The 21,817-nt window shown below is 73.9% G+C and carries 23 protein-coding genes; 5 read left to right on the plus strand and 18 right to left on the minus strand.

Annotation, left to right across the window (positions count from 1 at the left end):
• The coding region (locus E1292_RS40480) for a pyridoxamine 5'-phosphate oxidase family protein (protein ID WP_132604178.1) at positions 1-327 on the plus strand (327 nt) is incomplete at its 5' end.
• 181 nt (positions 328-508) lie between these two features.
• Here the strand turns inward: E1292_RS40480 and E1292_RS40485 are convergent.
• The 3 genes from E1292_RS40485 to E1292_RS40495 all read right to left on the minus strand — a co-directional run bounded on the left by E1292_RS40485 (position 509) and on the right by E1292_RS40495 (position 4,457).
• Positions 509-1,387: a universal stress protein gene (locus E1292_RS40485; protein WP_132604181.1), complete on the minus strand. Its 879-nt coding sequence runs from the start codon at positions 1,385-1,387 to the stop codon at positions 509-511.
• A gap of 458 nt (positions 1,388-1,845) precedes the next feature.
• Complete coding sequence (locus E1292_RS40490) at positions 1,846-2,973, minus strand: esterase-like activity of phytase family protein (RefSeq protein WP_132604184.1); 1,128 nt, start codon at positions 2,971-2,973, stop codon at positions 1,846-1,848.
• A gap of 662 nt (positions 2,974-3,635) precedes the next feature.
• Positions 3,636-4,457 (minus strand): putative protein N(5)-glutamine methyltransferase, encoded by an 822-nt coding sequence (locus tag E1292_RS40495; protein WP_132604188.1) that lies wholly within the window; start codon positions 4,455-4,457, stop codon positions 3,636-3,638.
• A 224-nt stretch (positions 4,458-4,681) separates the two neighbouring features.
• Between E1292_RS40495 and E1292_RS40500 the strand changes: the two genes are divergently transcribed.
• Complete coding sequence (locus E1292_RS40500; RefSeq protein ID WP_165974996.1) at positions 4,682-5,452, plus strand: NAD-dependent epimerase/dehydratase family protein; 771 nt, start codon at positions 4,682-4,684, stop codon at positions 5,450-5,452.
• 7 nt (positions 5,453-5,459) lie between these two features.
• Here the strand turns inward: E1292_RS40500 and clpX are convergent, their stop codons facing one another.
• The 7 genes from clpX to E1292_RS40535 form a co-directional block, all read right to left on the minus strand.
• The gene (gene clpX / locus E1292_RS40505) at positions 5,460-6,713 is read right to left on the minus strand and encodes an ATP-dependent Clp protease ATP-binding subunit ClpX (protein WP_132604194.1); all 1,254 of its coding nucleotides are present in this window, start codon (positions 6,711-6,713) and stop codon (positions 5,460-5,462) included.
• Positions 6,714-6,721: 8 nt separating this feature from the next.
• Positions 6,722-7,921: a cytochrome P450 family protein gene (locus tag E1292_RS40510; protein WP_132604197.1), complete on the minus strand. Its 1,200-nt coding sequence runs from the start codon at positions 7,919-7,921 to the stop codon at positions 6,722-6,724.
• 288 nt (positions 7,922-8,209) lie between these two features.
• Entirely contained in the window at positions 8,210-8,716 is a 507-nt protein-coding gene (locus E1292_RS40515; protein ID WP_132604200.1) for an FBP domain-containing protein, read from the minus strand.
• 27 nt (positions 8,717-8,743) lie between these two features.
• Complete coding sequence (locus E1292_RS40520) at positions 8,744-9,316, minus strand: TetR/AcrR family transcriptional regulator (protein ID WP_132604203.1); 573 nt, start codon at positions 9,314-9,316, stop codon at positions 8,744-8,746.
• 73 nt (positions 9,317-9,389) lie between these two features.
• Positions 9,390-10,253, minus strand: a complete 864-nt coding sequence (locus E1292_RS40525; RefSeq protein WP_132604206.1) for an SMP-30/gluconolactonase/LRE family protein — start codon at positions 10,251-10,253, stop codon at positions 9,390-9,392.
• A 70-nt stretch (positions 10,254-10,323) separates the two neighbouring features.
• A complete protein-coding gene (locus E1292_RS40530) occupies positions 10,324-10,959 on the minus strand; it encodes an NAD(P)-dependent oxidoreductase (RefSeq protein ID WP_132604209.1) in 636 nt (211 codons plus the stop codon).
• A 5-nt stretch (positions 10,960-10,964) separates the two neighbouring features.
• Entirely contained in the window at positions 10,965-11,861 is an 897-nt protein-coding gene (locus E1292_RS40535) for an EamA family transporter (protein WP_246090672.1), read from the minus strand.
• 77 nt (positions 11,862-11,938) lie between these two features.
• Here E1292_RS40535 and E1292_RS40540 point away from each other — a divergent pair, with 77 nt between their 5' ends.
• Positions 11,939-12,442: a MarR family winged helix-turn-helix transcriptional regulator gene (locus E1292_RS40540; protein WP_132604215.1), complete on the plus strand. Its 504-nt coding sequence runs from the start codon at positions 11,939-11,941 to the stop codon at positions 12,440-12,442.
• A gap of 177 nt (positions 12,443-12,619) precedes the next feature.
• On the opposite strand, the gene E1292_RS40545 is transcribed toward E1292_RS40540, so the two are convergent.
• The 7 genes from E1292_RS40545 to E1292_RS40575 all read right to left on the minus strand — a co-directional run bounded on the left by E1292_RS40545 (position 12,620) and on the right by E1292_RS40575 (position 19,222).
• A complete protein-coding gene (locus tag E1292_RS40545) occupies positions 12,620-13,435 on the minus strand; it encodes a pentapeptide repeat-containing protein (protein ID WP_220447305.1) in 816 nt (271 codons plus the stop codon).
• A 114-nt stretch (positions 13,436-13,549) separates the two neighbouring features.
• Positions 13,550-14,332, minus strand: coding sequence for a GNAT family N-acetyltransferase (locus E1292_RS40550; RefSeq protein ID WP_132604218.1), 783 nt, complete (start codon positions 14,330-14,332; stop codon positions 13,550-13,552).
• A gap of 42 nt (positions 14,333-14,374) precedes the next feature.
• The gene (gene uppS, locus E1292_RS40555; protein WP_132604239.1) at positions 14,375-15,094 is read right to left on the minus strand and encodes a polyprenyl diphosphate synthase; all 720 of its coding nucleotides are present in this window, start codon (positions 15,092-15,094) and stop codon (positions 14,375-14,377) included.
• 43 nt (positions 15,095-15,137) lie between these two features.
• Positions 15,138-16,094 (minus strand): RNA polymerase sigma factor SigJ, encoded by a 957-nt coding sequence (sigJ, locus tag E1292_RS40560; RefSeq protein WP_132604221.1) that lies wholly within the window; start codon positions 16,092-16,094, stop codon positions 15,138-15,140.
• 159 nt (positions 16,095-16,253) lie between these two features.
• Positions 16,254-17,252: a small ribosomal subunit Rsm22 family protein gene (locus tag E1292_RS40565; protein ID WP_246090673.1), complete on the minus strand. Its 999-nt coding sequence runs from the start codon at positions 17,250-17,252 to the stop codon at positions 16,254-16,256.
• A 28-nt stretch (positions 17,253-17,280) separates the two neighbouring features.
• A complete protein-coding gene (locus tag E1292_RS40570) occupies positions 17,281-18,486 on the minus strand; it encodes an MFS transporter (RefSeq protein ID WP_132604224.1) in 1,206 nt (401 codons plus the stop codon).
• A 235-nt stretch (positions 18,487-18,721) separates the two neighbouring features.
• Positions 18,722-19,222 (minus strand): hypothetical protein, encoded by a 501-nt coding sequence (locus E1292_RS40575; RefSeq protein ID WP_132604227.1) that lies wholly within the window; start codon positions 19,220-19,222, stop codon positions 18,722-18,724.
• Between the two features lie 138 nt (positions 19,223-19,360).
• Between E1292_RS40575 and E1292_RS40580 the strand changes: the two genes are divergently transcribed.
• Positions 19,361-20,221: an alpha/beta fold hydrolase gene (locus E1292_RS40580; RefSeq protein WP_132604230.1), complete on the plus strand. Its 861-nt coding sequence runs from the start codon at positions 19,361-19,363 to the stop codon at positions 20,219-20,221.
• Positions 20,222-20,230: 9 nt separating this feature from the next.
• Here the strand turns inward: E1292_RS40580 and E1292_RS40585 are convergent, their stop codons facing one another.
• Positions 20,231-20,677: a MarR family winged helix-turn-helix transcriptional regulator gene (locus tag E1292_RS40585; protein ID WP_132604245.1), complete on the minus strand. Its 447-nt coding sequence runs from the start codon at positions 20,675-20,677 to the stop codon at positions 20,231-20,233.
• Positions 20,678-20,781: 104 nt separating this feature from the next.
• On the opposite strand from E1292_RS40585, the gene E1292_RS40590 reads away from it, so the two are divergent.
• A partial coding sequence (locus E1292_RS40590; protein WP_132604233.1) for an LLM class flavin-dependent oxidoreductase occupies positions 20,782-21,817 on the plus strand: 1,036 nt, incomplete at its 3' end.

Raw genomic sequence — 21,817 nt, forward strand, 5'->3', positions numbered from 1 at the left:
CACGGGCCGACGGTGCTGCCAGTCAACTACAAGCTGCACAACGGCGACATCGTCTTCCGCACCGCGGCCGGCGGCGCCATGGACGATGACCTGCGCAGCGGCGTGAAGGGGGTCGACATCATGATCGCCTTCGAGATCGACCGGATCGACGAGGTCAACCGTGAGGGCTGGAGCGTCCTGGTGCAGGGGCCCGCCCACCACGTGCCGGCCGAGGAGGTGGCGGACGCGGCAGGCTCCGGTGTCACCCCGTGGGCGGGCGGCGAGCGGCTGCTCTACGTCCGCATCGCCCTGCAGCAGGTCACGGGCCGCCGTATCCACGGCGTGTAGCCACGACGGCTTCCCGTTCGCGCCGCCGCGCGAGGCTCTCCGCGGGCCCGCCTGCCGGGCGGTCACAAGGTCCGGGTCACCACGTTCAAGCACCGTCACGTTCAGGCACCGTCACGTTCAGGCACCGTCACGTTCAGGCACCGTCACGTTCAGGCACCGTCACGTTCAGGCACCGTCACGTTCAGGCACCGTCACGATCGGGCGGCCATGACGACGGACGCCAGGGGGCGCGTACGACGGCGACCGGGCAGTGGGCCCGCTGGAGCACGCCGTGGCTCACCGTGCCGAGAAGCGTCGCGGTGAGCCTGCTCAGCCCGCGCGACCCGACCACCGCCAGGTCGGCGCCGCTGGAGGCGCGCACCAGCGCGGGAACCGGGTGCCGGTCGACGAAGGAGTCCTCGATCGGCACGTCCGGGTACATCTCCCGCCACGGCGCCATCGCCGCCTTCAGTTCCTGGCCGAACCCGGCCCCCGGCAGCGGCCCGTACCCCACCGGGTGGGGCGCCAGCACGGACACCTGGCGGCCGTACACGACCCGGACCCGCGCACCGCGCGCGTTCGCCTGCTCCAGCGCGTACGCCAGGGCCGCGTCGGCGTCGGCGGACCCGTCGTAGCCCACCACGACCTCGCCGCGTTCAGGCCCGGGCGGCTCGTGCACGATCACCACGGGGCAGCGTACGTGCCCGGCCAGCGCGAACCCGGTGGAGCCCAGCATCAGCCCGGCGATCGCGCCCCGTCCCCTGCTGCCCAGCAACAAGCTGTCGGCGTCGGCGCCCTCGGCGCGCAGCCGCTCGACCACCGCGCCGGTGATCAGCACGGCCGTCGTCTCCACCTCGGGCGCGACGGCGCGTACCCGCTCGACGGCGTCAGAAAGCAGCGCCTCGCAGCGCTCGCTCAGCGTCAGGCTCGTGCCCGCCAGCGGCCGCTCGGGCTGCCATGGCTCGCGGACGTGCACGATCCGCAACGACCTCCCGCGCCGCGCGGCGTCGTTCGCGGCCCACGTCAGCGCGGTCCAGGCCCGGTCCGCCCCGTCGATCCCGACCACGATCGGTCCGCTCATCGCCGCCCTCCCGTCCGGCCCGTCCCTGCCCCTGTCCCTTTCCCGCACAGCTACCCGGGAGCAGGAGGACATCCACCTCGGCAACCTCGCAGGGGAGCCTTGCACGGAGCATCTCCCGCTCCGCGACCGCGCTGCCGCCTACGGCCGGTCGCTGCGCCGCGAGCCCGGCGGCACCGCCCCGATGGGCCAGCTGACCGCCGACGACGGTTCCCGCGTGCGCTCCTGACGCCCGGCCCAGACGCCCCGGCCCAGACGCCTCGGCGTCCGGCTTTGGCGCCCAGCCCCCGGCCTTGGTACCCAGCCTCGGCGCCCAGCCTTGGCGCCCAGCCCCCGGCCTTGGTGCCCGGTCTCGGCGCCACACGGTCGCTGCTCCGGAGGGTTGAGCCGCCTCCCACGCTCAGGCGGCGGCTCAACCGTGGGACCCGGGCGGTCGGCAGCACGCGCCGGCATCGCGTGGGTCAGCGGCAGCCTGTCGCGCCGAACACCAGGAAGTTGGTCGACTCGCGTTCGTCGAAGTTGTCGTCGGAGGCGATCACGAGCGTGCACTCGCCGCCGGCCAGGCGCGGCCCCCAGGCCAGGCTCTCCCAGTTCTGCACCGGGGGCCGGAAGGTGCCGAGGTCGAAGACCAGGCGCTTGGTCACCGCGCGGTACGATCCCCCGCTCGCCAGTGCGGCCGTGTTCAGCACGTTGGTGGCGCCGCGCAGGTTGATCTCGTAGAGCTTCGCGCGGTAGCCGGTGCCCTCGACCCAGGAGCGCTCCAGCGCCAGGTAGCGGGACTCGTCGACGGGCAGCAGCTCGGACACGCCGGTGTCCGACTGCCCCGTGGGCGGGACGGGCGCGGCGGGCAGCGGGTCGAGCGGGTAGACGTACTGCGCGCTCAGGGTGCCCTGGCGGCTCCATACGGTCAGCCGTGCGGGCGCGCCGCGCTCGGCCGTCGGCGGCTGCCCGTCCTCGTAGCGCGGGCCCTCGGTCACGGCGGTGATCGTACGCCTGGACACGGCCAGGCCTTCGAAACCGGAATTGCGTCGCGGCCCGGTCTCGGCGGTCGTGAGTTGCAGGTTGCTCGGCAGTGGCAGAGCGCTCGTGTGGCGGCCGCGGAGGTCCATCGAACGCACCGCCGGGGACGAAACCGGAATATCGGGATTTCGGGTGTCCGGTCGGTCCCCTTCGTCGCCCCAGAGCAGCCGCCGGCTCCACCGGTCGTACCTGATGGACTCCGGGTCGGCCGACGCCGCCCTGCCGTAGGCCGGGTACGGTGTCCCGTCGGCCCGGAGCATCGTCGTGACCCCCGTCAGGCGCACCCCGTGGAACGCCCCCGACCGGCGGTCGATGTCGAGCCGCCCGGTGTAGAAGCGGGCGGGGTTGTAGCGCCAGCGGTCGTCGGAGATGAAATACCACGTGTCGGTGCGGGGGTCGCGGTCGATGCCGGACAGACCGCCCACGGTGGTTCCCGCGAACTGCACCAGGTGCGGCACCCGCTGCTCGCCCAGGAAGCGCGTGATCCGGACGGACTCCGGCGGCGCGCTTCTGGCTGCCGCAGGCGGTGCGGCGCTCACCACCATCGCGAACGCGATGGTTATTTCCATTATTTTCCGCGAACGACCCATATGATCCCCCGTAATTTCACCGGCCGTCGAGCGAAATCGACGGAGGACATGAAATCGCGGATCACCAGAGAAGTCCACGGACGCCAAACTCGCACGTCGCACCAGAAAATGGGGAATCCCCTCTTTCTGGTGCCCACGTCGGGACTTTCCTTGTGAAATAGGAAATACCGGGAAGCATAATGAGATGCACGATGCCGTCGCGGAGCGCCCGCGTCCACCCCGATCCCGGCGTACATGAGCTGTGACATCTGCGGCCGAGGCATCCAGCACGCCGGCGTTACCGCCAGCCTCCACCGCCGCACCGGGTTAGACCCCGGCCGCGCCACGCGACCGGCCCCCCGCCTGGACCCGGCCACGACGGTCTGCGCCTGTGACCCGCCCTCCGGCAGAGCGGCGCCTGAGACGGCAATCACCGACCCGTTGACGCGTCGATCCTTCACTGGAGCTCGCCACGCTCTCACCGGCAGGCTCCCCGCCCTCCCACGCCAGCGACCGTGACCGGTCACGCTAACCGGTCACGGTCGCTACCACCGGTCACTGCCGCCGTTCGCTGCCGCCGTTCGCTGCCGCCGTTCGCTGCCGCCGGTCACTACCACGGGTCGCTGCCGCCGTTCGCGACCACCGGTCGCTGCCGCCGGTCGCTAAGGGCGGGTGCCGATTACTGCGGTGGCGTCCAATTCCTCCGAGCGCTCGGCACGGGCGCGCAGCCCGGCGCCTGCCACGGCCGCGGCGGTTGCCTCCGCCTGGCGTTCGCTGGTCTCGATCAGCAAGTGGCCGCCCGGCGCGAGCCACCGCGGCGCCTCGGCGATCACCCGCCGGACGATGTCGAGCCCGTCGCCGCCTCCGTCGAGCGCCATCAGCGGCTCGTGCAGCCTGGCCTCGGACGGCAGCAGGCCGATCGACCCCGACGGCACGTACGGCGGGCTGACGATGAGGAGGCCGACCCCGCCGCGCAGTGAGGAGGGCAGCGGCTCGAACAGGTCGCCCTCGTAGACATGCGCGCCCGGAAGGTTGCGCCGGGCACAGCGCACGGCGACCGGGTCGAGGTCGGCGGCGTGCAACTCCGCCCCACCTTCCCCAGCGCCGTCTCCCCCGGCGCCGCTGAGCCCGGCGAGCACCGCTGCCCCCATCGCGCCCGTGCCGCAGCACAGGTCGAGGATCACGGGCGGGACGGCGGCCGCGCGGGCCAGCGCGACGGCCCGGCGGACGAGGAACTCCGTGCGCGGCCGGGGCACGAACACCCCGGGCTCGACCACGACGCGCAGGCCGCAGAACTCCGCCCAGCCCAGCACGTGTTCGAGTGGCTCGCCGGCGACCCTCCTGGCGACCATGGCGGCCAGTGCTTCGGGGGTTGACGCGGTGGAGACGAGCAATTCCGCCTCGTCCTCGGCGAACACGCATCCTGCGGCGCGCAGCGTCGTGACGATCTCAGCGGTCTGGACGGGTGACGAGAAAACAGACATGGAAGCCTTCCGGGATGCCGATGGGCGCTCCCGCGGTCACCTGATCCCGGTGGTCCGCCTGGCCGAGAAGGGGAGCACCCAGCCTGTCACAGCGGTAATGGGTCTCACCTCCCTGGCCGGTCCGTTGGGGGATGGTCACGCTAGCAGATCCCTGTCGCAAAGGTCCTGTCCGTCCCCCGATCATCGGCCTAAATTCGAGGTGGAGAGCGGAACGGGGACATGGCATGGGACCTGTGGTGATCACTGGTGGTTTCGGGCGGGTGGGCAGCTTGGTGCGGCCCGCGCTGCGCGCGGAGCACCGGCTGCGCGTCGTCGACCGGGTGGCCGGGGCGACCCTGCCCGGCGAGGAGTCCCTGGTGGCGGACCTGGCCGAGCCGGGGGTGGCCGAGCGGGCGCTGGCCGGGGCGTCCGGGCTGGTCCACCTCGCGGGCGACCCCCGGCCGCACGCTGATTGGGAGGAGGTCTACCGCGCCAACGTGGCGCTCACCCGCCGCGTGCTCGACGCCGCCGCCGTACAGGGCGTGCCGCGGGTGGTGCTGGCCAGCACGGTGCACGCCATGGGCGAGTACAACCGGCCGGAGCACCGTCCGGTGGATCCGGCGTGGGAACCGCGGCCCTGCTGCGCGTACGGGCTCAGCAAGGTCATCACGGAGAACCTCGGCCGGCTGCACGCGGAGCTGACCGGTGCTTCTGTGGTCTGCCTGCGGCTCGGCTCGACCGGCTACCCGCTGGACGAGGCGAGGTATCTGGGCATGTGGCTGTCCGGTCGTGACGCGGGGGCGCTGCTGCTGGCGGCGCTGACGGCCGGTCCCGGGTGGAGCGTGCACTTCGGCATGTCGGCCAACACCCGGCGGCACTGGGACCTCGCCTCGGCCAGGAAACTCGGCTACGAGCCGCGCGACGACAGCGAGCCGTACGCGGGGACCGCCGGGCCGCCCACGGTGCCGATCTGCCGCATCTTCGACGGCGCGGACAACCCACCCGCCCGGGCCTGAACGGCGGTCAGGCGGACTTCTCGCGCCGTTCACCGCCGTGGCGGCCCCGCGGCACGAGGGTCGGGTTGACATTGGCGAGGACCGTGTCGCGGGTGACCACGACGCGGGCCACGTCGTCCCGGCTCGGCACCTCGTACATCACGTTGAGCAGCACTTCTTCGAGGATCGCCCGGGCGGCCCTGGCGCCGGTGCGGCGCAGCAGCGCCTGCTCGGCGACGGCGGCCACGGCGTCCTCCTCGAATTCGAGCTCCACCCCGTCGAGTTCGAACAGCCTGCGGTACTGCCTGATCAGCGCGTTGCGCGGCTCGGTGAGCATCCGTGTCAGCGCCGCGCGGTCGAGCGGCCGCAGCGTCGTCACCACGGGGAGCCGGCCGACGAGTTCGGGGATCAGCCCGTACGCCACCAGATCCTGCGGCATGAGCCGGGACAGGACGTCCTCGTCCGCGCGGGGTGGCGTGGCGCCGAACCCCGAGCGCCCGCGGGCGACCCGCCGCTCGACGATCTCCTCCAGGCCGGGGAACGCGCCGCCGGCGATGAAGAGCACGTCGGTCGTGTCGAGGCGGAGGAAGTCCTGGTGCGGGTGCTTCCTGCCGCCCTGCGGCGGGACGGACGCGACCGTGCCTTCGATGATCTTCAGTAGGGCCTGCTGGACGCCCTCGCCGGAGACGTCGCGGGTGATCGACGGGTTCTCGCCCTTGCGGGCGATCTTGTCGATCTCGTCGATGTAGACGATGCCGGTCGCGGCGCGGCCGAGGTCGTCGCCGGCCGCCCGGATGAGCGTGAGCAGCACGTTCTCGACGTCGTCTCCGACGTAGCCGGCCTCGGTGAGCGCGGTGGCGTCGACGATCGCGAAGGGCACGTCGAGCATTCGGGCGAGCGTGCGCACCAGGTACGTCTTGCCGCTGCCGGTGGGGCCGGCCAGCAGCACGTTGGACTTGCCGAGCTCGACGGGCTCCGCCCCGGCCGGCGCGCGCAGGCGCTTGTAGTGGTTGCGCACCGCGACCGCGAGCGCCTTCTTGGCCGGTTCCTGGCCGATCACGTACCGATCAAGGAACGCGTGGATTTCCCGGAGTTTGGGGAAGCCGGTGGCGGCTTCGCCGCCGTCCGCGCGTTCGTCGGCGAGGAGTTCGGTGCAGACGGTCACGCACGCGTCGCAGATGTGCACGGACGGCGGGCCCGCGATGAGCTTGCGCACCTCGTCCTGCCGCTTGCCGCAGAACGAGCAGCCCAGCGGGTCCTCGCGCCTGCCTGCGCGGGTCACCGGGCGCCTCAGCCGTTGGGGCGCGGCGTCACGGGCAGGGTCGCCAGGCGCAGCGTGCCCGGATCGGGGGTGTACGCGGCGTCGCCGGCGAGCGCCAGGTCAGGGAAGCGGCGTAGCAGCGCGCCGAGCGCGGCGCCCGTCTGCACCCGGGCCAGCGAGGCGCCGACGCAGAAGTGCGGTCCGTGCGCGAACCCCAGGTGACCGGACGCCTCCCGCCGGATGTCGAACGTGCCGGGATCGTCGAACACGCGGGGGTCACGGTTGGCGGCGGCGATCGCGGCGGTGACGGGCTCTCCCTTGGGGATGAGCACGCCGCCGATCTCGACGTCCTCGGCGGGGAAACGCGGGATCGTCAGCAGCTGCGGGCCGCACCAGCGCATCAGCTCCTCGACGGCGCGCGGCATGAGCTCCGGGTCGGCGCGCAGGGCGGCGAGCTGCTCGGGGTGGCCGAGCAGGGTGACCACGGCGTTGGCTATGAGGTTGGTGGGCGTCTGGCCGGCCAGGACCAGCTGCCAGACCATGGTGACCAGCTCGACCCCGCTGAGCCGGTCGCCGTCCTCCTCCATGACGCGGGCGAGGTCGGAGACCAGGTCGTCGCCGGGCTCGGCGATGCCCCGGGCGACGGCCGCCGTGGCGCCCTCCATGATGCGCGGGATGGCGTCCCGCAGGCCCTGGCCGTGCCCGGCGGCGACGGCGGCGCCGTACTCGCGCCAGCGGGGGCGGTCGGCTGCGGGGATGCCGACCAGCTCGCAGATCACCTCGATCGGCAGGGGTCGCGCGAAGTGCGCCAGCAGGTCGACGGCGCCGTCCTCGGCCTTCGCGGCGTGCCCGGGCAGCTCGTCGAGGAGGCGGTCGGCGATCCGCTCCATGCGGGGCCCGAACGCGGCGGCCCTGCGCGGCGTGAACGCGGGCGCGACCAGCCGGCGCAGCCGGGAGTGTTCGGAGCCGTTCAGCACGGACATGGTCCGCATGTACGGCCGGCAGTGCTCGGGCACGTCGAACTGCAGGTAGCTGTCCGCGCTGGTCCCCAGGCGCGGGTCGCTGAGCATCGCCCTGGCCTCCGCGTGCCGCGTCACGGCCCAGAACGGGCCGAAACCGGGCGCGGCCAGCCGCACCACGGGCGACTCCTCGCGCACCTGGGAGAACGCGGTGAGCGGGTTTCCCAGCACCGCGGGGTCGGTCAGGTCGATCCGGGGGATCTCGGTCATCACCACTCCACATCCCTTTCACATGATGGAGGCATCTGGATGGTGACGGTATCTCGATCAGAGGGCGCGCGGCAACGTGAGCGATTCGGTCGCGAACTCGGGAAACTCGTTCGCCGAGGGAACCGGAGGGCACGGACGTGCGGTCCAAGCCATGGGCGACGTTCACGCCGGCGCCTCACCGCGCACCGCCCGCTCATGTGGCGACGGTGGCCGCGGGGCGAAGCCGGCCGAGGCCGCGGGCGGCCCTTCCCGTCCGCCGGCGAGAGCTGGACGCCGCCCCCGCCAACGTCACGACACGCTGCCGTCCAGCACCTTGGCGAGGAAGGCGTCCAGGTTGGCGGCGGCCCGCGCGATGCGCTCCTCGACCGTCAGCGACTCGAAGCGGGTGCCGAGCTCGGTGCGCTTCCTGTCGCGTACGTAGAGCGAACAGTCCAGGTCGGCGCACATGTAGGCGCCGACCGTGTTGCCCTGGCGGCCGGCGGCGCCGACCCTCGGCGCGGTGAACAGGGCGACGCCGGTGCCGGCGTGCGGCGTCACGCAGACCGAGCACAGGGTGGACTTGGCGAAGCTCCTGCGCACGTCCTGGGCCAGGCGCAAGGTGACGCCGACCAGGTCGCCGCCGCGCTCGGCGACCAGGTAGGCGCGCTCGGGCGCCCCCGGGTCGCGCCAGCCCAGGAAGTCGAGGTCGGGCCACGGGTGCCCGGCCAGGCCGCGCGGCACGGCGAGCCGCCGCGCCTCGCCTTTGGAGCAGTTGACGAAGCAGGCGCGCAGGTCGGGCTCGGTGATCGGTTTCATGCTTCTTTCCTTGCGTACGGGATGGCGCTAGGAGGACACGCGCCAGTGGGTGAGCGCGCTGTCGAGCGCGTCGAGAATCTTCTCCCACGAGGCCTGGAGGTCGCGCGGATGGCCGAACCCGCTGCTCGCCTCGATGGCGAAGAACCCCTGGTACGTGCTGCGCAACAGGCGGATGGCGTCGGTCAGGTCGGGCTCCGGCAGCCCGTACGCGCCCAGGTGGGCGTACGTGATGGCCATGATCCGCTGATGGCCCGAGGAGCCGGCGACGACCTCGGGATCCACGGCCATCTGGGTGGCCTGGTAGCGGCCGGGACAGTCGCGCGCGAAGTCGCGCCACGCGTTGGCGAACCCGGCCAGCGACTCCTTGCCCGCCCGGCCCGCCGTGGCCGTCGCGAGGCGGTCGGCGAGCTCGCCCGCGGCGCGCACCGCCACGCGGGTGCGCAGGTCGCGCATGTTCCTGACGTGGGAGTAGAGGCTCGCGTCGGCGACGCCGAAGCCGCGCGCCAGCGCGGACAGCGTGATGTTGTCGAACCCGACCACGTCGGCCAGGTCGGCCGCCGCCTCCGTCACCCGGTCGGCGGTCAGTCCGGCACGCGCCATGGCCACCTCCACTCCGTTAACCTATGCCTCCTAGGTTTTAGCCTAGAAAGGGATGGTTACGCAAACCGGAGGATCAGAGATCGGCGGGCAGGACCGGGCGACCGCGCACGCCGGGGTCGGCGGCGAAGAGGGCGCCCGCGGCCGGCTGCTCGCCCCTGTCGACGTCGAGCGCGGAGGTCGTGACGAACAGCCGGTCAAGGCCGTCGCCGCCGAACGCCACTGCCGTCACCTTCCGTACGGGCAGGGTGACGACCGCGTCGAGCCGGCCGCCCGCGTCGTACCTGTGCACGGCCCCGCCCTGCCAGAGCGCCACCCACACCCCGCCCTCGGCGTCCACGGTCAGCCCGTCGGGCGCGCCCTGGGCCGGGTCGATGACGGCGAACGGCCGCCGCCCGCTCAGCCCGCCGTCCGGGGTGTAGTCGAGCACGTCCACGCGGCCGGTCCCGGTGTCGGCGTAGTAGGCCAGGCTCCCATCGGGGCTGAAGTCGAATCCGTTGGAGATCGTCACCTCGGGCAGCACCACGCGCAGCTCCCCGCCCGGCCCGGCCATGTAGAACGAACCGCGCCCGGGGGTGGCGTCGTAGGCCATGCTGCCGATGTAGAAACGGCCGTCGGGGTCGCAGCCGCCCTCGTTCATCCGGATGGCGGGGTCGGTCCACGCCTCCCCCAGGGAACGCAGCGGGGCGTCGAGGTCGTCGGAGTCGGACAGGAGCAGCTCGCGCTCGGCCGCGACCACGTAACCCCCGGAGACGCGGGGCCGTACGACGGCGGCGAGCGCCCCGGCATGCCGGCGGCGTACCCCTCCGTCGGCGTCCAGCGCGAGCACGTCACCGGCGAGCATGTCGACCCAGCGCAGCCCGCCCCAGCGGCTGGACCACACGGGCCCCTCCCCGTGCTCGGCGATGGGGTCGGTCACGGTGTACGCGGCGATGGTCATGCGGCTCTCCTCAGCGCGATCCGGGGCGTGGTCCACGACTCTAACGGCGGCCCGCCATGGAGCCGCGGGGTCAGTACGCCACCGTGAACCTGCACCGGCGATGCCGGGGGCGCTCGGCCTCGTCGAGGAGCGCCACGGCGAGGTCCTCCATGGAGATCACCGACCGGCCGTCCGCGTCGACCAGCAGCTCGTCGGCGCCGAGCCGGTAGCGCCCGGTGCGCTCGCCCGGCTCCAGCAGCGCCGGCGGGCTCAGGTAGGTCCAGTCGGCGCGCGGCGCCGCGCGGCAGGCGGCGAGCTGGGCGTCGCAGGCCAGCGCGATGGGCCGCCACGAGGGCGGGAAGTCGGGGGTGTCGACGACGGTGAGCCCTCCGGTGCCGGGCACGGTCAGCCCGGCCGCGCCGCCGACGAGCAGCAGCCGCACGCCGGTGGCCGAGACCCCGGCCAGCAGGGACTCGGCGGTGGCCACCAGGTCGTGCTCGCGGCCGGGCGCGGGGCGGGTGGCGCTGATGACGAGATCCTGCCCGGCGCTCAACGCGGCGACATCGCCGACGTCCGACGCGTCGCCGCGGCGGACCTGCACGCCGGGGAGCGGCGGCAGGCGGGCGGGGTCGCGGACGGCGGCGGTGACGTCGTGGCCGCGCGACAGCGCCTCGGCCAGCGTCCTGCTGCCGACGGCGCCGGCGGCGCCGAAGAGGGTGATGCGCATGACGGTCAGGATTCCTCTCCCGCGAGCACGGCTCGCGCCGGCCGCGGCCGGGCGGGGCGGAGCTGGGCGGCGACGAGCGCGGCCAGGACGACGACCGCGCCGAACGCCTGGGCGGCGGTGAGACGCTGGCCGAGCACCAGCCAGCCGAGCGCGGTGGCGACCACGGGGCTGAGCAGGCCGAGGAACGTCACCTGGGTGGCCGACAGCCGTCCCAGGCCCCAGAACCACAGGGCGTAGGCGAAGGCGGAGCCGATGACGGCGAGATAGGCGTACCCGGCGAGGTTGGCGGTCGTGAGCGCGGGCGGGGGCGACCCTTCGACGAGCGCGGCCACGGGGAGCAGCAGCAGGCCGCCGGCGACGAGCTGCCAGCCGGTGGTGGCCAGCAGCGGCGCGGGCGACCGCCACCGCTTGCTCAGCACGACCCCGGTGGCCATGACGGCGGCGCCGCCGATGGCCGCGGCGACGCCGAGCGCGTCGAGGCGCGCGTCGGCGCGCAGCACGAGCAGGCCGACCCCCGCCACGCCCGCCACGGCCGCAAGCGCGGTGCGGAGGGACAGGCGCTCGGCGAGCAGCCCGGCCGACAGCAGCGCGACGAGCAGGGGCTGGACGGCCCCGACAGTCGCGGCCACCCCGCCGGGCAGCCGGTACGCGCCCACGAACAGCAGCGCGAAGAACACCCCGATGTTCAGCGCCCCCAGCACCAGCGAGCGCCACCACCAGATCCCCTTCGGCAGGCGCCTGGTGATCGCCAGGAGGAGCAGCCCGGCGAGCAGGGCCCGGATCAGCGCCGCCAGCAGGGGCCGGTCCGGCGGCAGCAACTCGGTGGTGACCAGGTAGGTGGTCCCCCAGATGGAGGGGGTCAACGCGGTCAGCAGCACGATTCCCGTTCGATTCCTTAGCACTAAGACAAAGTAGCTCATCACTAAGATACGTGCCTATGTGATGTACCTCACCGCTAAGACATCGCTAGGCTGGAGGAGTGGCAGATCACGTCGACCTCGTGCTCAAGCAGTGGGCCGCCCAGCGTCCCGACCTGGACGTCTCCCCGATGGCGGTCATCGGCCGGCTGTCGCGGCTGTCGCGGCTGATCACCGTGGAGCTGCGCCGCACCTTCGACGCCCACGGGCTCGACCCGGCCTCGTTCGACGTGCTGGCCACGCTGCGCCGCAGCGATCCCCCGCACCGGCTGACGCCCGCCGAGCTGATGCGCGCGTCCATGGTCACCTCGGGGGCCATCACGCAGCGGCTCGACCGCCTGGAGGCGCGCGGCCTGGTGACCCGTACGCCGAGCGACCTGGACGGGCGCGGCGTCCACGTGACCCTCACGGACGAGGGGCGCGCGCTGATCGACCAGGTGCTGCCGCACCACATCGAGACGGAGCAGCGTGTGCTCGCCGTGCTGCCGAAGGAGCGGCGCGACGACCTCGCCGACACGCTGCGCGATCTGCTGGAGTCCCTCGGCGACACGACCGGCCCCACCTGAGCGCCGGCGGGACACCGGCCGCCCGTGACGAGCCGGACGCGTCAGCGGGACCGCTGACGTCGACGGACGACCGGACGCGTCAGCAGGACCACGGGCGTTGCCGAACGACCGGGCGCGCGCGAGCGGGACCGCGATCGTTGACGACGACCGGGCGCGCGTGAGCGGGGCGGGGCGGTGTCAGCGGCGGCGACCGGCGCCGCGCGCCCTTCCCCCGCCCCTGGCGCGGGTCCGGGACGGCCGCTCCTGCGGGGCGGACCAGTGCGCAGGGCGGGTGAGCGCGGCGGGCAGGCGGGTCGCCCCGTCGCCACTGGCGGAGTCGATCTGGGGCTGGGTGAGGAAGAGGGCGCCGTCGAGGTCGGCTCCCGACAGGTCGGCCCCGCGCAGATCGGCCCCGATGAGGTCGGCCTGGCGCAGGTCGGCCCCCCTCAGGTCGGCCCCGATCAAGTACGCCCCGCGCAGGCTGGCCGCGCGCAGGTCGGCGCCGCTCAGGCGGGCCCCGATCAGGTCGGCTCCCCGGTGATCCTTGCCGGCACGCCCCGCCCTGACCAGCTCGCTGACCCGCAGCAGCAGCGTGTTGACGCGCACCCGCTCCGCCTCGACGTCGACCTTCTCCAGCTCACCGGCGCTTCGCAGGGTGAGGCGCTCGGTCGCGGCGAGGGCCTCGGCCAGCTCCGCGTGCACGGGCCGGGCGGCGTCGAGCGCCAGCGCCTCCGCCAGATACCACAGCAGCTCGTGCAGCTGCCGCATGACCGGGAACACGGAGTACATCCGCCGGGCCGTGCCCGGCGCCTCCCGCCAGCTCGTGCCCTCGAACGTGACCTGCGAGACCTTCTGCCCCGCCCCGAAGCAGTCGAAGACCGTGCAGCCGGCGAAGCCGCTCTGCCTGAGCCGGTCGTGGATGGAGCAGCGGAAGTCGTCGCGCAGATGGCCGCAGGGCTGCCCGGCGTCCTTGTCGGCGGCGAAGTCGGCCGAGGCAGAGAACGGCAGCGCCACGCAGCACAGCCCGAAGCAGCTCTCGCAGTCGGCCAGCAGGCCGAGCTCGCGCGGGTTCGTTCCGGGCAACTGCAGGTCTCCTCGCAGGTGATGGGAGCGGCTCACCCACCCTACTCAAGGATGCGTGTACGGCGTCGTCGTGGTGAGCGGAGCGAACCCGAGCCGCTCCAGGATGGGCCGGCTCTGGCTGGACGCGTCCACCTGCAGGTAGGGGTGGCCGCACGCGACCGCCTGGCGGGCCCGCCAGGCGACCAGCGCGCGGTAGACGCCCCGCCCGCGCCATCCGGGCACGGTGCCGCCGCCCCACAGGCCGGCGAAGCCGGTGCCGGGATACAGGTCCAGCCGGGCCGCGCTGACGGGCACGTCGCCGGCCATGGCGAGCACGGCGTTGAGCGTGCCGGCCGCGAGCCCGTCGAGGAGCTGCTGCCTGAAGTGGTCGCCGTTGCGCTCCCCGGCGAGGCCGAACGCGCGCTCGTGCACGCCGGCCATGAGCTCCACGCCGTCGGCGCCGGTCACCGGGACCAGGCGCACGCCCTCCGGCCCGGCGGCCGGGCCTGCCGCGATCGCGGCGGACTCGGCCACCATGACCGTCTCCTCCGCCTCGGCGGTGAACCCGGCGGCCAGCAGGCGGTCGCCGAGGTCGGCGGGGCGGTCGTGGGCGTACAGCTTCCATTCGAACGGCAGCCCCAGCGACCCGAAGTGCCGCACCTGCTCGGCGATGGCCGCGTCCGCGCCCTCCTCGTCGAGGCCGGACCACAGCACGCCGTTCCAGCCGTGCGCGGGGCCGGTCTGGCGCACCACGTCGCCCGCCCGCTCGACCCGCTGCCCCGGCCCTTCGGGGCGGGCCTCCCGCCGCAGCCGCCGGTCGAACAGGGCCAGCACCTCGTCATGATTCATCCGGACACCTCAGCATTCCCGAGCGCTCCGGGCAACCGGTTTTCATCCGCCGTAACGCCGCTGCCGCGCCGCGAAGCTCCGCAGCGCGCGCAGGAAGTCGATCTCGCGGAAGGCGGGCCAGTACGCCTCGCAGAAGTACAGCTCGGAGTAGGCCGACTGCCAGAGCAGGAAGTTCGACATCCGCTGCTCGCCGCTGGTACGGATCACCAGGTCGGGGTCGGGCTGCCCGGCGGTGTACAGGTGCGGGGTGATGTCGTCGACGGTCAGCGTCGAGGCCAGCTCCACCATGGACTGCCCCGACTCGGCCCGCTCGTACAGCAGCTCGCGCAGGGCGTCGACGACCTCCTGGCGGCCGCCGTACCCGATGGCGAGGGTGAGGTGGAAGCCGGTGGCGCACGTGCTGGTCGCCTCGACGGCGCTCTTGAGAGCGCGGGCCGTGGTGTCGGGCAGCATGTCGAGCATCCCGGCGACGTGGACCTGCCAGCGGGCGTCGGGCCGGTCGAGCCGGTCGGCCACCATGCGCTCGATCACGCCCAGCAGCGACGTCACCTCCTCGTCGCCGCGGCGCTGGAGGTTCTCCGTCGAGCAGAGGAACACGGTCAGATGCTTGATGCCCAGACCCTCGCACCACGACAGGACGTCGGCGATGTGCTCGGCGCCGGCTTTGTGGCCGAGGCCCGGATGCGCCAGGCCCTTCTGCTTGGCCCAGCGCCGGTTACCGTCCATGATCAGGCCGACGTGGCCGGGGAGCGGGCCCGCCATGACCTGCCGGCGCAGGCGCCGGGCGTAAAAGGCGTGAAGGAGGTCAGTCGTCTGCACCCTCCCAGGATGGCGTGCCCGGACGGTCGGTATCGGATCTTTCCTGATTTCCGTCGGCGATCCGCACCAGCTTGTCGGGGTTGGTGACGGCGTAGATGCCGGCCACCTGCTCGCCGTCGGGGGTCAGGTCCAGCACCATCATGCCGAACGGCGCGTCGCCGTCGAACAGCACGGCCGACGGGTCGCCGTTGATCTCCCGGTAGCGCACGTCCAGACCCTCCGGTACGCGCCCGGGGCCGGTGGCCAGGAGCCTGGCCACCTTGTCGCGGCCGTGGACGGGACGCAGGCGGGCGGGCGCGGGCGCCTTGCCTCCTCCGTCCGACCACAGCGTCACGTCGGGGGCCAGCAGCCGCAGCAGCGCCGCCAGATCGCCGCCGAACACCGCCGCCAGGAACCTCTCGGTGGCCCTGCGCCGCACCCCGGGGTCGACGTCGTAGCGGGGACGGCGGGCGTGGACGTGCCCGCGGGCGCGGTGGGCGAGCTGGCGGACGGCCGCCGGCGTACGGCCGAGGATCCCGGCGATCTCGGTGTGGGCGTAACCGAACACCTCGTGCAGCAGGAACACGACGCGTTCGAGCGGGGTGAGCGACTGGAGCACCACGAACAGGGCCATCGACACCGACTCGGCCCGCACGGCGGGCTCGGCCGCGTCCTCACGCTCGGTGACGAGCGGCTCGGGCAGCCACGGCCCGACGTACTCCTCGCGCCGCCTGCTGATGCTCGCCTGGCGGGCCAGCGCCGCGTTGACCGCGATCCGCACCAGGTAGGCGCGCGGGCTGGCGACCTGCTCACCGGCGGACGGCGCGCTCCGCCGGGCCCAGGACAGCCACGTCTCCTGCAACACGTCCTCCGTGTCGGCGACGCTGCCGAGCATGTTGTAGACAATGGAGAACAGCAGCTCGCGGTGGTCGATGAAGACCTGCGTGGCCTGCTCGTCGGACATCAGGCGTTCCTCCCGGCGCGGCTGGCGACTGTCACAGGCATAGAGCCCGTACGCCCCGCGAGTGTGACATCGGCGCCACGAGTGTGACCGGCCTCTCCCCCGCACGCGGGCGGGGGCGGCGGGGAACGGCGGGTCCAGCCCTCCGCCGCTCCCCGCCTCCTAGCGCGTCTCACCTCCGTCCTCACCGGCACGCGGCCAGGCGTCGCCCCAGCCGGTGTCCCTGGCCAGCCGGTAGAGCCCGCCCTGCCGTCTGGACACGGTCACGTCGCGGACCTCGTCCTCGTCCGTGCACACCCGCAGGGACACCATGCCCTTGCGCCTGCGCGGATGACGCAGGACCCTGGCGCCGGCCCGGGGCCATCCCGATGCCGTGGCGGCCACGTAGGAGAACTTCTCGTCCTCGAAGCCGAGGGTGCCCGCCTTGACCCTGCGGTGCAGCGCGCTCCTCGGCAGCCGGACGGAGAAGTGGCACCAGTCCTCGCCCCGCCGGATCGGGCAGGGGCCGTCGTGGGGGCAGGGGGCGACGATGGTCATGCCGCGCCCGGTCAGGATTTCCCGGGCGGTGGCGATGGTGGCGTACCCGGCCGGGGTGCCGGGCTCGACGATGACCACCATGGCGGCGTCCGCGGCCAGCCAGTGCACGGCCCGGGGGCGGTCTCCCGGGGGGAGCTCGCCCAGGGCGTACGTCATGGTGACCAGGTCGGCCGCGGGCCGGTCGAGACCCGGCCGGACGGACGCCCGCCGCCACGTGGCACCGCTCAGCGCCGGCGAGGCGCGGGCCAGGCGGCGGCCCAGGCCGATGGCGTGCGGGTCGCGTTCGATGACGGTGACCTCCTCGATGGACGGCCAGGTCGTGGCCGCCGCCCAGATGGCCGCCCCGGTGCCGCCGCCGGCGTCGAGGTGCGTGCGGGGCAGGAAGCCCGGCACCGCCGCCCGGTGCAGGGCGGCGGCGGTGGCGGCGTAGGTGGCGGGCATGCGAACCGCGGCGTAGGCGGCGACGTCGGCCTCGCCGCGCAGGTGCACGCCGCCGGTGGCGGCGCCCGCGCGGTAACGCTCGGTGAGCCGCGCCGCCGCGTCCGCCAGGTCGTGGGCCGGGTGACGGGCGAGCTCCCGGTCGAGCGCGGCTCTGAGCTCGCCGGGAAGCACGGACGCGTTCACCGCGCCCCCGCCCCGGCGACCGCGCGCCTCACGAGGTCCTCGCCTCGGCGAGCGGCCGCCAGGCGGCTGCGGCGATGGCGGTCATGACGGCGGCGGCCAGCCAGTACGGCGCCGTGATCGTCGTGGTCCTGGCCAGCAGCCCGCCCAGGAGCGACCCGAGTGCCGCGCCCCCGACGTCGATCAGCGCGCCGGCCCCGCTCACCCGGCCCATCAGGCGGGCGGGCACGGCCTGCTGCCGCAACGTCGTCGCCACCACGCCCCACACCATGGTGTGGATCCCGAACACGACCAGCACCGCGGCCGCGACCAGCGGGACGGTCGTGGCGGCCAGCGCGGCGTGGGTGCCGGCCTCGATGAGCAGCCCGGCCCGCAGCAGGGCCGTCGCGCCGAACCTGGCCCGCAGCCGCACCGCAAGCGCCGTGCCGGTCAGCCCGCCGACGCCGAACGTGGTGAGCAGCAGCCCGTAGCCCACCTCGTCCAGCCGCAGCCGGTGGCGCGCGTACAGCACGAAGACCGCGAACGCCGCGCAGAACACGATGTTGGCCAGTCCCATGCTCAGCGCGAGCGTGCGCATCAGGCGGTGGCGCCACAACCACCGCAGCCCGGCCGCGATCTCGGTGCGCAACCCGCCGGCGCCGTCCCGCGGCCGTGCGGGCACCGGCCGTACGGTGGCCACCAGCGCGGCCGCGACCGCGAACGACACCGCGTCCACCCCGAACGGCAGCGCCGCCGCGACGGCGAACAACCCCGCGCCGAGGGGCTTGGCCAGGAACTGGTTGGCGACGGTGAAGGTGGCCATCAGCCGCGCGTTGGCGGCGGCGAGCCGCTCGGGCGCCACGATGGCGGGCACCATCGCCGCCGTGGCCGTGTCGGCGAGCGTCTCACCCGTGCCGAGCAGGAAGAACGCCAGGTAGACGGCGGGGATGCCGGTCGTGCCCGTGGCCACGGAGACGGCCAGCGCGCCGAGCACGAGGGCGCGCAGCAAGTTGACGGCGACGATGAGCTTGCGCCGGTCGAGCCGGTCCGCGTACGCGCCGCTGATCAGCGCGAAGAGCAGCCACGGCAGTTGCTGGGCGAAGGCGGCGCCGGCGACGAGCGCCGGGTCGTCCGTGAGGGAGGCGACGAGCAGCGGCCCGGCGGCCATGGTGATGCCGTCGCCGATGTTGGAGACCGCGGAGGCGGTCCAGAGTCTGGTGAAGTCCGCGCCGAGACGCGCGGAGGAGAGGGCACGCAAAAGAGCTCCTCGGAAGGAAGGGAAACGGTCGTGTGCGCGTGCGACCGCTCCGGGCGAGGAGCCTCATGCGCCGGAGTGGGTCCGGCGGCCGTGTGCCCGTGGGGGATCTGCCGCATCACACCGCCTGCGCGGCGGTCCGATGGCAGGTCCCCGTCAGGGAGGCGTCTCGAGCCCTCGCCTCGGAGCGGCGGCGGTGGCCATGCAGGTGCGCATACGGACCCCTCTCCATCCGGTGTCACCGTTCCTGGACGTCTCCGATCTTCTGATAGCGGGCCGGGGCGCGGCCACCGCTTTTCGCCCGGTGCTCCCCGAGCGGCCGCCGCGCGTGGTGCCCGCGGCGCATGTCACGCGTGGCCAGGAACAGCAGGACCGCCCACACGGCGCAGTAAGCGCCGAAGACCGCCCCGCCGCGGTCGGTCAGCAGCGCCCCACCCGTCATCCCCGCCGCGCCCACGGCGGCGACCGCCGTGCAGACCCCGTGCGCCCAGAGCACGACCAGGTACGGCAGGCGCCCCGTGAACCGGATCCGCCCCGCCAGCAGGATCGCGATGATCACCGCCCCGGCCGCCACGTTGCCCCACTGCGCCAGCGCCACCTCGCCGGGTCCGTAGGCGAGGTAGCTGTCCGGCGACACCTGTGGCCCGCCGGTGACGCCCAGCTCGCCCTCCATGGCGTAGATGACCTTCGACGCCACGTACAGGCCCGTCCATGCGATGCCCGCCATCACGATTCTCATGGCGCCGACTCTGCCGCCGGGGCCGCCGCCGGGGCTCCCCCTTCAGGGGGATGGGCGTCCCCCTGAAGAACCGTTCCGCGGCTGCGCCCACGGCGAACGGCCGCGCTCCCTCGGCCGTCCCGCGGTAGCGTCCCCGGCATGGTGACGATCGGCGGCGTCGAGATCGCCTGCGAGGAAGCCGGCCCCGAGGAGCCGGCGGGCACCGTGGTGCTGGCGCACGCGGGGGTGGCCGACATGCGCATGTGGGACCACCAGTTCGCGGCGCTGTCGCGGCGCCACCGCGTGATCCGCTACGACTGGCGCGGCCACGGCCGGTCCGGCGACGCCGAGGGTGAGGTCTGCCACCACGAGGACCTGCTCGCCGTCATGGACGCCCTGAAGATCGAGCGGGCGGCCCTGATCGGCTGCTCGATGGGCGGCGCGTACGCCACGGAGGCCGCGCTCGCCGCCCCCGACCGGGTCGCCGCGCTCGCCCTGATCAGCTCGGGCCTGGCCGGTCACCGGTGGCCGCAGGAGATGCTCGATCAGGCCCGCGACCGCGTGCACCGCTCGGTGCCGCCCGACCGGCTGGCCCGCTACCGCGCCGGCGACGCCGGCCACGTCGATCCCGCCGACGTGCGCGCGATGGCCGAGGCCCACACGCTGTGGCAGGTCGCCGGCCCCGGCCGCGGCCGTGATGCCCTCTCCGACGAGGTGTGGGCGGCGGCGGTGGAGATGTGCCGGCTGGTGTTCGAACGGTCGTGGACCGGCCCCAGGTCGGCCGAACGCCACCTCGACCCGCCCGCGGCCACCCGCCTGCGCGAGATCACCGCGCCCACCCTGGTGGTCAACGGCCTGTCGGACGTGCCCGGCATCCAGGAGGTGTCCGGCCTGCTCGCGGCGGGCATCCCCGGGGCCCGCCGCCTCGACCTGCCGGACACGGGTCATCTGCCCCCGCTGGAGCGGCCCGCGGAGGTGACCGCGGCCCTGACGGCGTTCCTCTCCGAGGTCTTCACCTGACGTGCCCGTTCACCTGTCGGAGCCGCCGCCCTGAGGGCCGCGTGCGGACAGCATGCCGGCGACGGCCGAGACCAGCAGCTCCTTATGCTCCTCCGGCAGCTCCGCCGCCAGCGCCTCCAGGCGCCGGGCGACCTCCTCGTGCGCGAGCACCGCGACCCGGCGGCCGTCGCCGCTCAGCTCGATCCGGCAGGCCCGCCGGTCGCGGGCGTCGCGCGTGCGCACGACCAGACCGCGCCTGGCCGCCCGGTCGACGAGCCCGGTCAGGCTCGACTTCTCCAGGTGGAGGCTGCGGGTCAGGTCTGTCATCCCCACGGGCCCTTCCACCAGCAGGCACAGCAGCTGGGCCTGCTGCGGCGTCAGGTCGTGCTCCTTGCCGACCTCGACGAACACCTGCTGCACCAGGTGCGCCAGGCGCACGAGCGCGTCGGTGAACCCCAGCACGGGCTGTCTCGTCATGACCACGGCACGAGTCTAATTGACAGTGGTTGGCAATCCGAACTAATTTGCTTCGTACAGCCAACTGTTCGCAACCCCAACCAAATGTCCCGGGAGCCCGCCTCATGCCCGACTACGGTCACGACCTGCTCTTCAGCGCCAACATCGTGCCGCACGCCCAGCACGCGGACGCCGTCGTGGCCACCGCCCAGCTGGCCGAACGCGCCGGGCTCGACCTGGTCACCTTCCAGGACCACCCCTACCAGCCCGCCCTCCTCGACACCTGGACGCTGCTCGCGTACGTGGCCGCCGCCACCGGCACCATCCGCCTGGCAGGCAACGTGCACCCGCTGCCGCTGCGCCCGCCGGCCATGCTCGCCCAGGCCGCCGCCAGCCTCGACCTGCTCAGCCACGGGCGCTTCGAGCTCGCCCTCGGCACCGGCGGCTACTGGGACGCCATCGCCTCCATGGGCGCGCCCCGCCTGACCCCCGGCCAGGCCGTCGACGCGCTGGAGGAGGGCATCCGGATCGTCCGCGCGGCATGGGACGCCGACGCCCCGGGCCGCATCCGCTTCGACGGCCGGCACCACCAGGTCGAGGGGCTGCAACGAGGGCCGCGCCCGGCCCACGACATCGGCATCTGGCTCGGCGCGTACAAACCGCGCATGCTCCGCCTCACCGGCCGGCTGGCCGACGGCTGGCTCCCCTCGCTCCCCCATCTCCGGACCGCCGGCAAGATCGCCGAAGGCAACGCCGTCATCGACGAGGCCGCCGAGGAGGCCGGCCGCTCGCCCCGCGACATCCGCCGCCTGCTCAACCTCGGCGAGGAGCTCCCTCCCGCCCAGCTCGCCGAGCTCGCCCTCACCCACGGCATCAGCGTCTTCACCCTCCTCGCCGGCGACCCGCGCCAGATCGAGCGCTTCGCCGCCGAGACCGCCCCCGCCGTCCGCGAGCTCGTCGCCGCGGAACGCGCCGCCGACCCCGGCGTCGCCCGCACCTCCGCCGGACCGGCCAGCACCAGTGCCTCCACCGGACCGGCCAGCACCCACTTCTCCGCCGGACCGGACGTCACCCGCGCCTCCGCCGGACCGGACGGCGCCCCGGGCGACGGCGTACGGCTCACCGACGCCCGCGTGTGGGACGAGAGCACCCGCCCCACCG

This window comes from Nonomuraea deserti (assembly GCF_004348685.1).
Taxonomy (GTDB): Bacteria; Actinomycetota; Actinomycetes; order Streptosporangiales; family Streptosporangiaceae; genus Nonomuraea; species Nonomuraea deserti.

What these genes read in the sequence shown, in the direction of transcription:
- E1292_RS40575 (WP_132604227.1), bottom strand. Translation starts at nt 19,222, where the DNA reads ATGAGAATCGTGATGGCGGGCATCGCATGGACGGGCCTGTACGTGGCG.
- E1292_RS40500 (WP_165974996.1), top strand. Translation starts at nt 4,682, where the DNA reads ATGGGACCTGTGGTGATCACTGGTGGTTTCGGGCGGGTGGGCAGCTTG.
- E1292_RS40580 (WP_132604230.1), top strand. Translation starts at nt 19,361, where the DNA reads ATGGTGACGATCGGCGGCGTCGAGATCGCCTGCGAGGAAGCCGGCCCC.
- E1292_RS40515 (WP_132604200.1), bottom strand. Translation starts at nt 8,716, where the DNA reads ATGAAACCGATCACCGAGCCCGACCTGCGCGCCTGCTTCGTCAACTGC.
- E1292_RS40530 (WP_132604209.1), bottom strand. Translation starts at nt 10,959, where the DNA reads ATGCGCATCACCCTCTTCGGCGCCGCCGGCGCCGTCGGCAGCAGGACG.
- E1292_RS40495 (WP_132604188.1), bottom strand. Translation starts at nt 4,457, where the DNA reads ATGTCTGTTTTCTCGTCACCCGTCCAGACCGCTGAGATCGTCACGACG.
- E1292_RS40510 (WP_132604197.1), bottom strand. Translation starts at nt 7,921, where the DNA reads ATGACCGAGATCCCCCGGATCGACCTGACCGACCCCGCGGTGCTGGGA.
- uppS (WP_132604239.1), bottom strand. Translation starts at nt 15,094, where the DNA reads ATGGCGGGCCCGCTCCCCGGCCACGTCGGCCTGATCATGGACGGTAAC.
- E1292_RS40520 (WP_132604203.1), bottom strand. Translation starts at nt 9,316, where the DNA reads ATGGCGCGTGCCGGACTGACCGCCGACCGGGTGACGGAGGCGGCGGCC.
- E1292_RS40585 (WP_132604245.1), bottom strand. Translation starts at nt 20,677, where the DNA reads ATGACGAGACAGCCCGTGCTGGGGTTCACCGACGCGCTCGTGCGCCTG.
- E1292_RS40490 (WP_132604184.1), bottom strand. Translation starts at nt 2,973, where the DNA reads ATGGAAATAACCATCGCGTTCGCGATGGTGGTGAGCGCCGCACCGCCT.
- sigJ (WP_132604221.1), bottom strand. Translation starts at nt 16,094, where the DNA reads ATGTCCGACGAGCAGGCCACGCAGGTCTTCATCGACCACCGCGAGCTG.
- E1292_RS40525 (WP_132604206.1), bottom strand. Translation starts at nt 10,253, where the DNA reads ATGACCATCGCCGCGTACACCGTGACCGACCCCATCGCCGAGCACGGG.
- E1292_RS40550 (WP_132604218.1), bottom strand. Translation starts at nt 14,332, where the DNA reads ATGAATCATGACGAGGTGCTGGCCCTGTTCGACCGGCGGCTGCGGCGG.
- E1292_RS40485 (WP_132604181.1), bottom strand. Translation starts at nt 1,387, where the DNA reads ATGAGCGGACCGATCGTGGTCGGGATCGACGGGGCGGACCGGGCCTGG.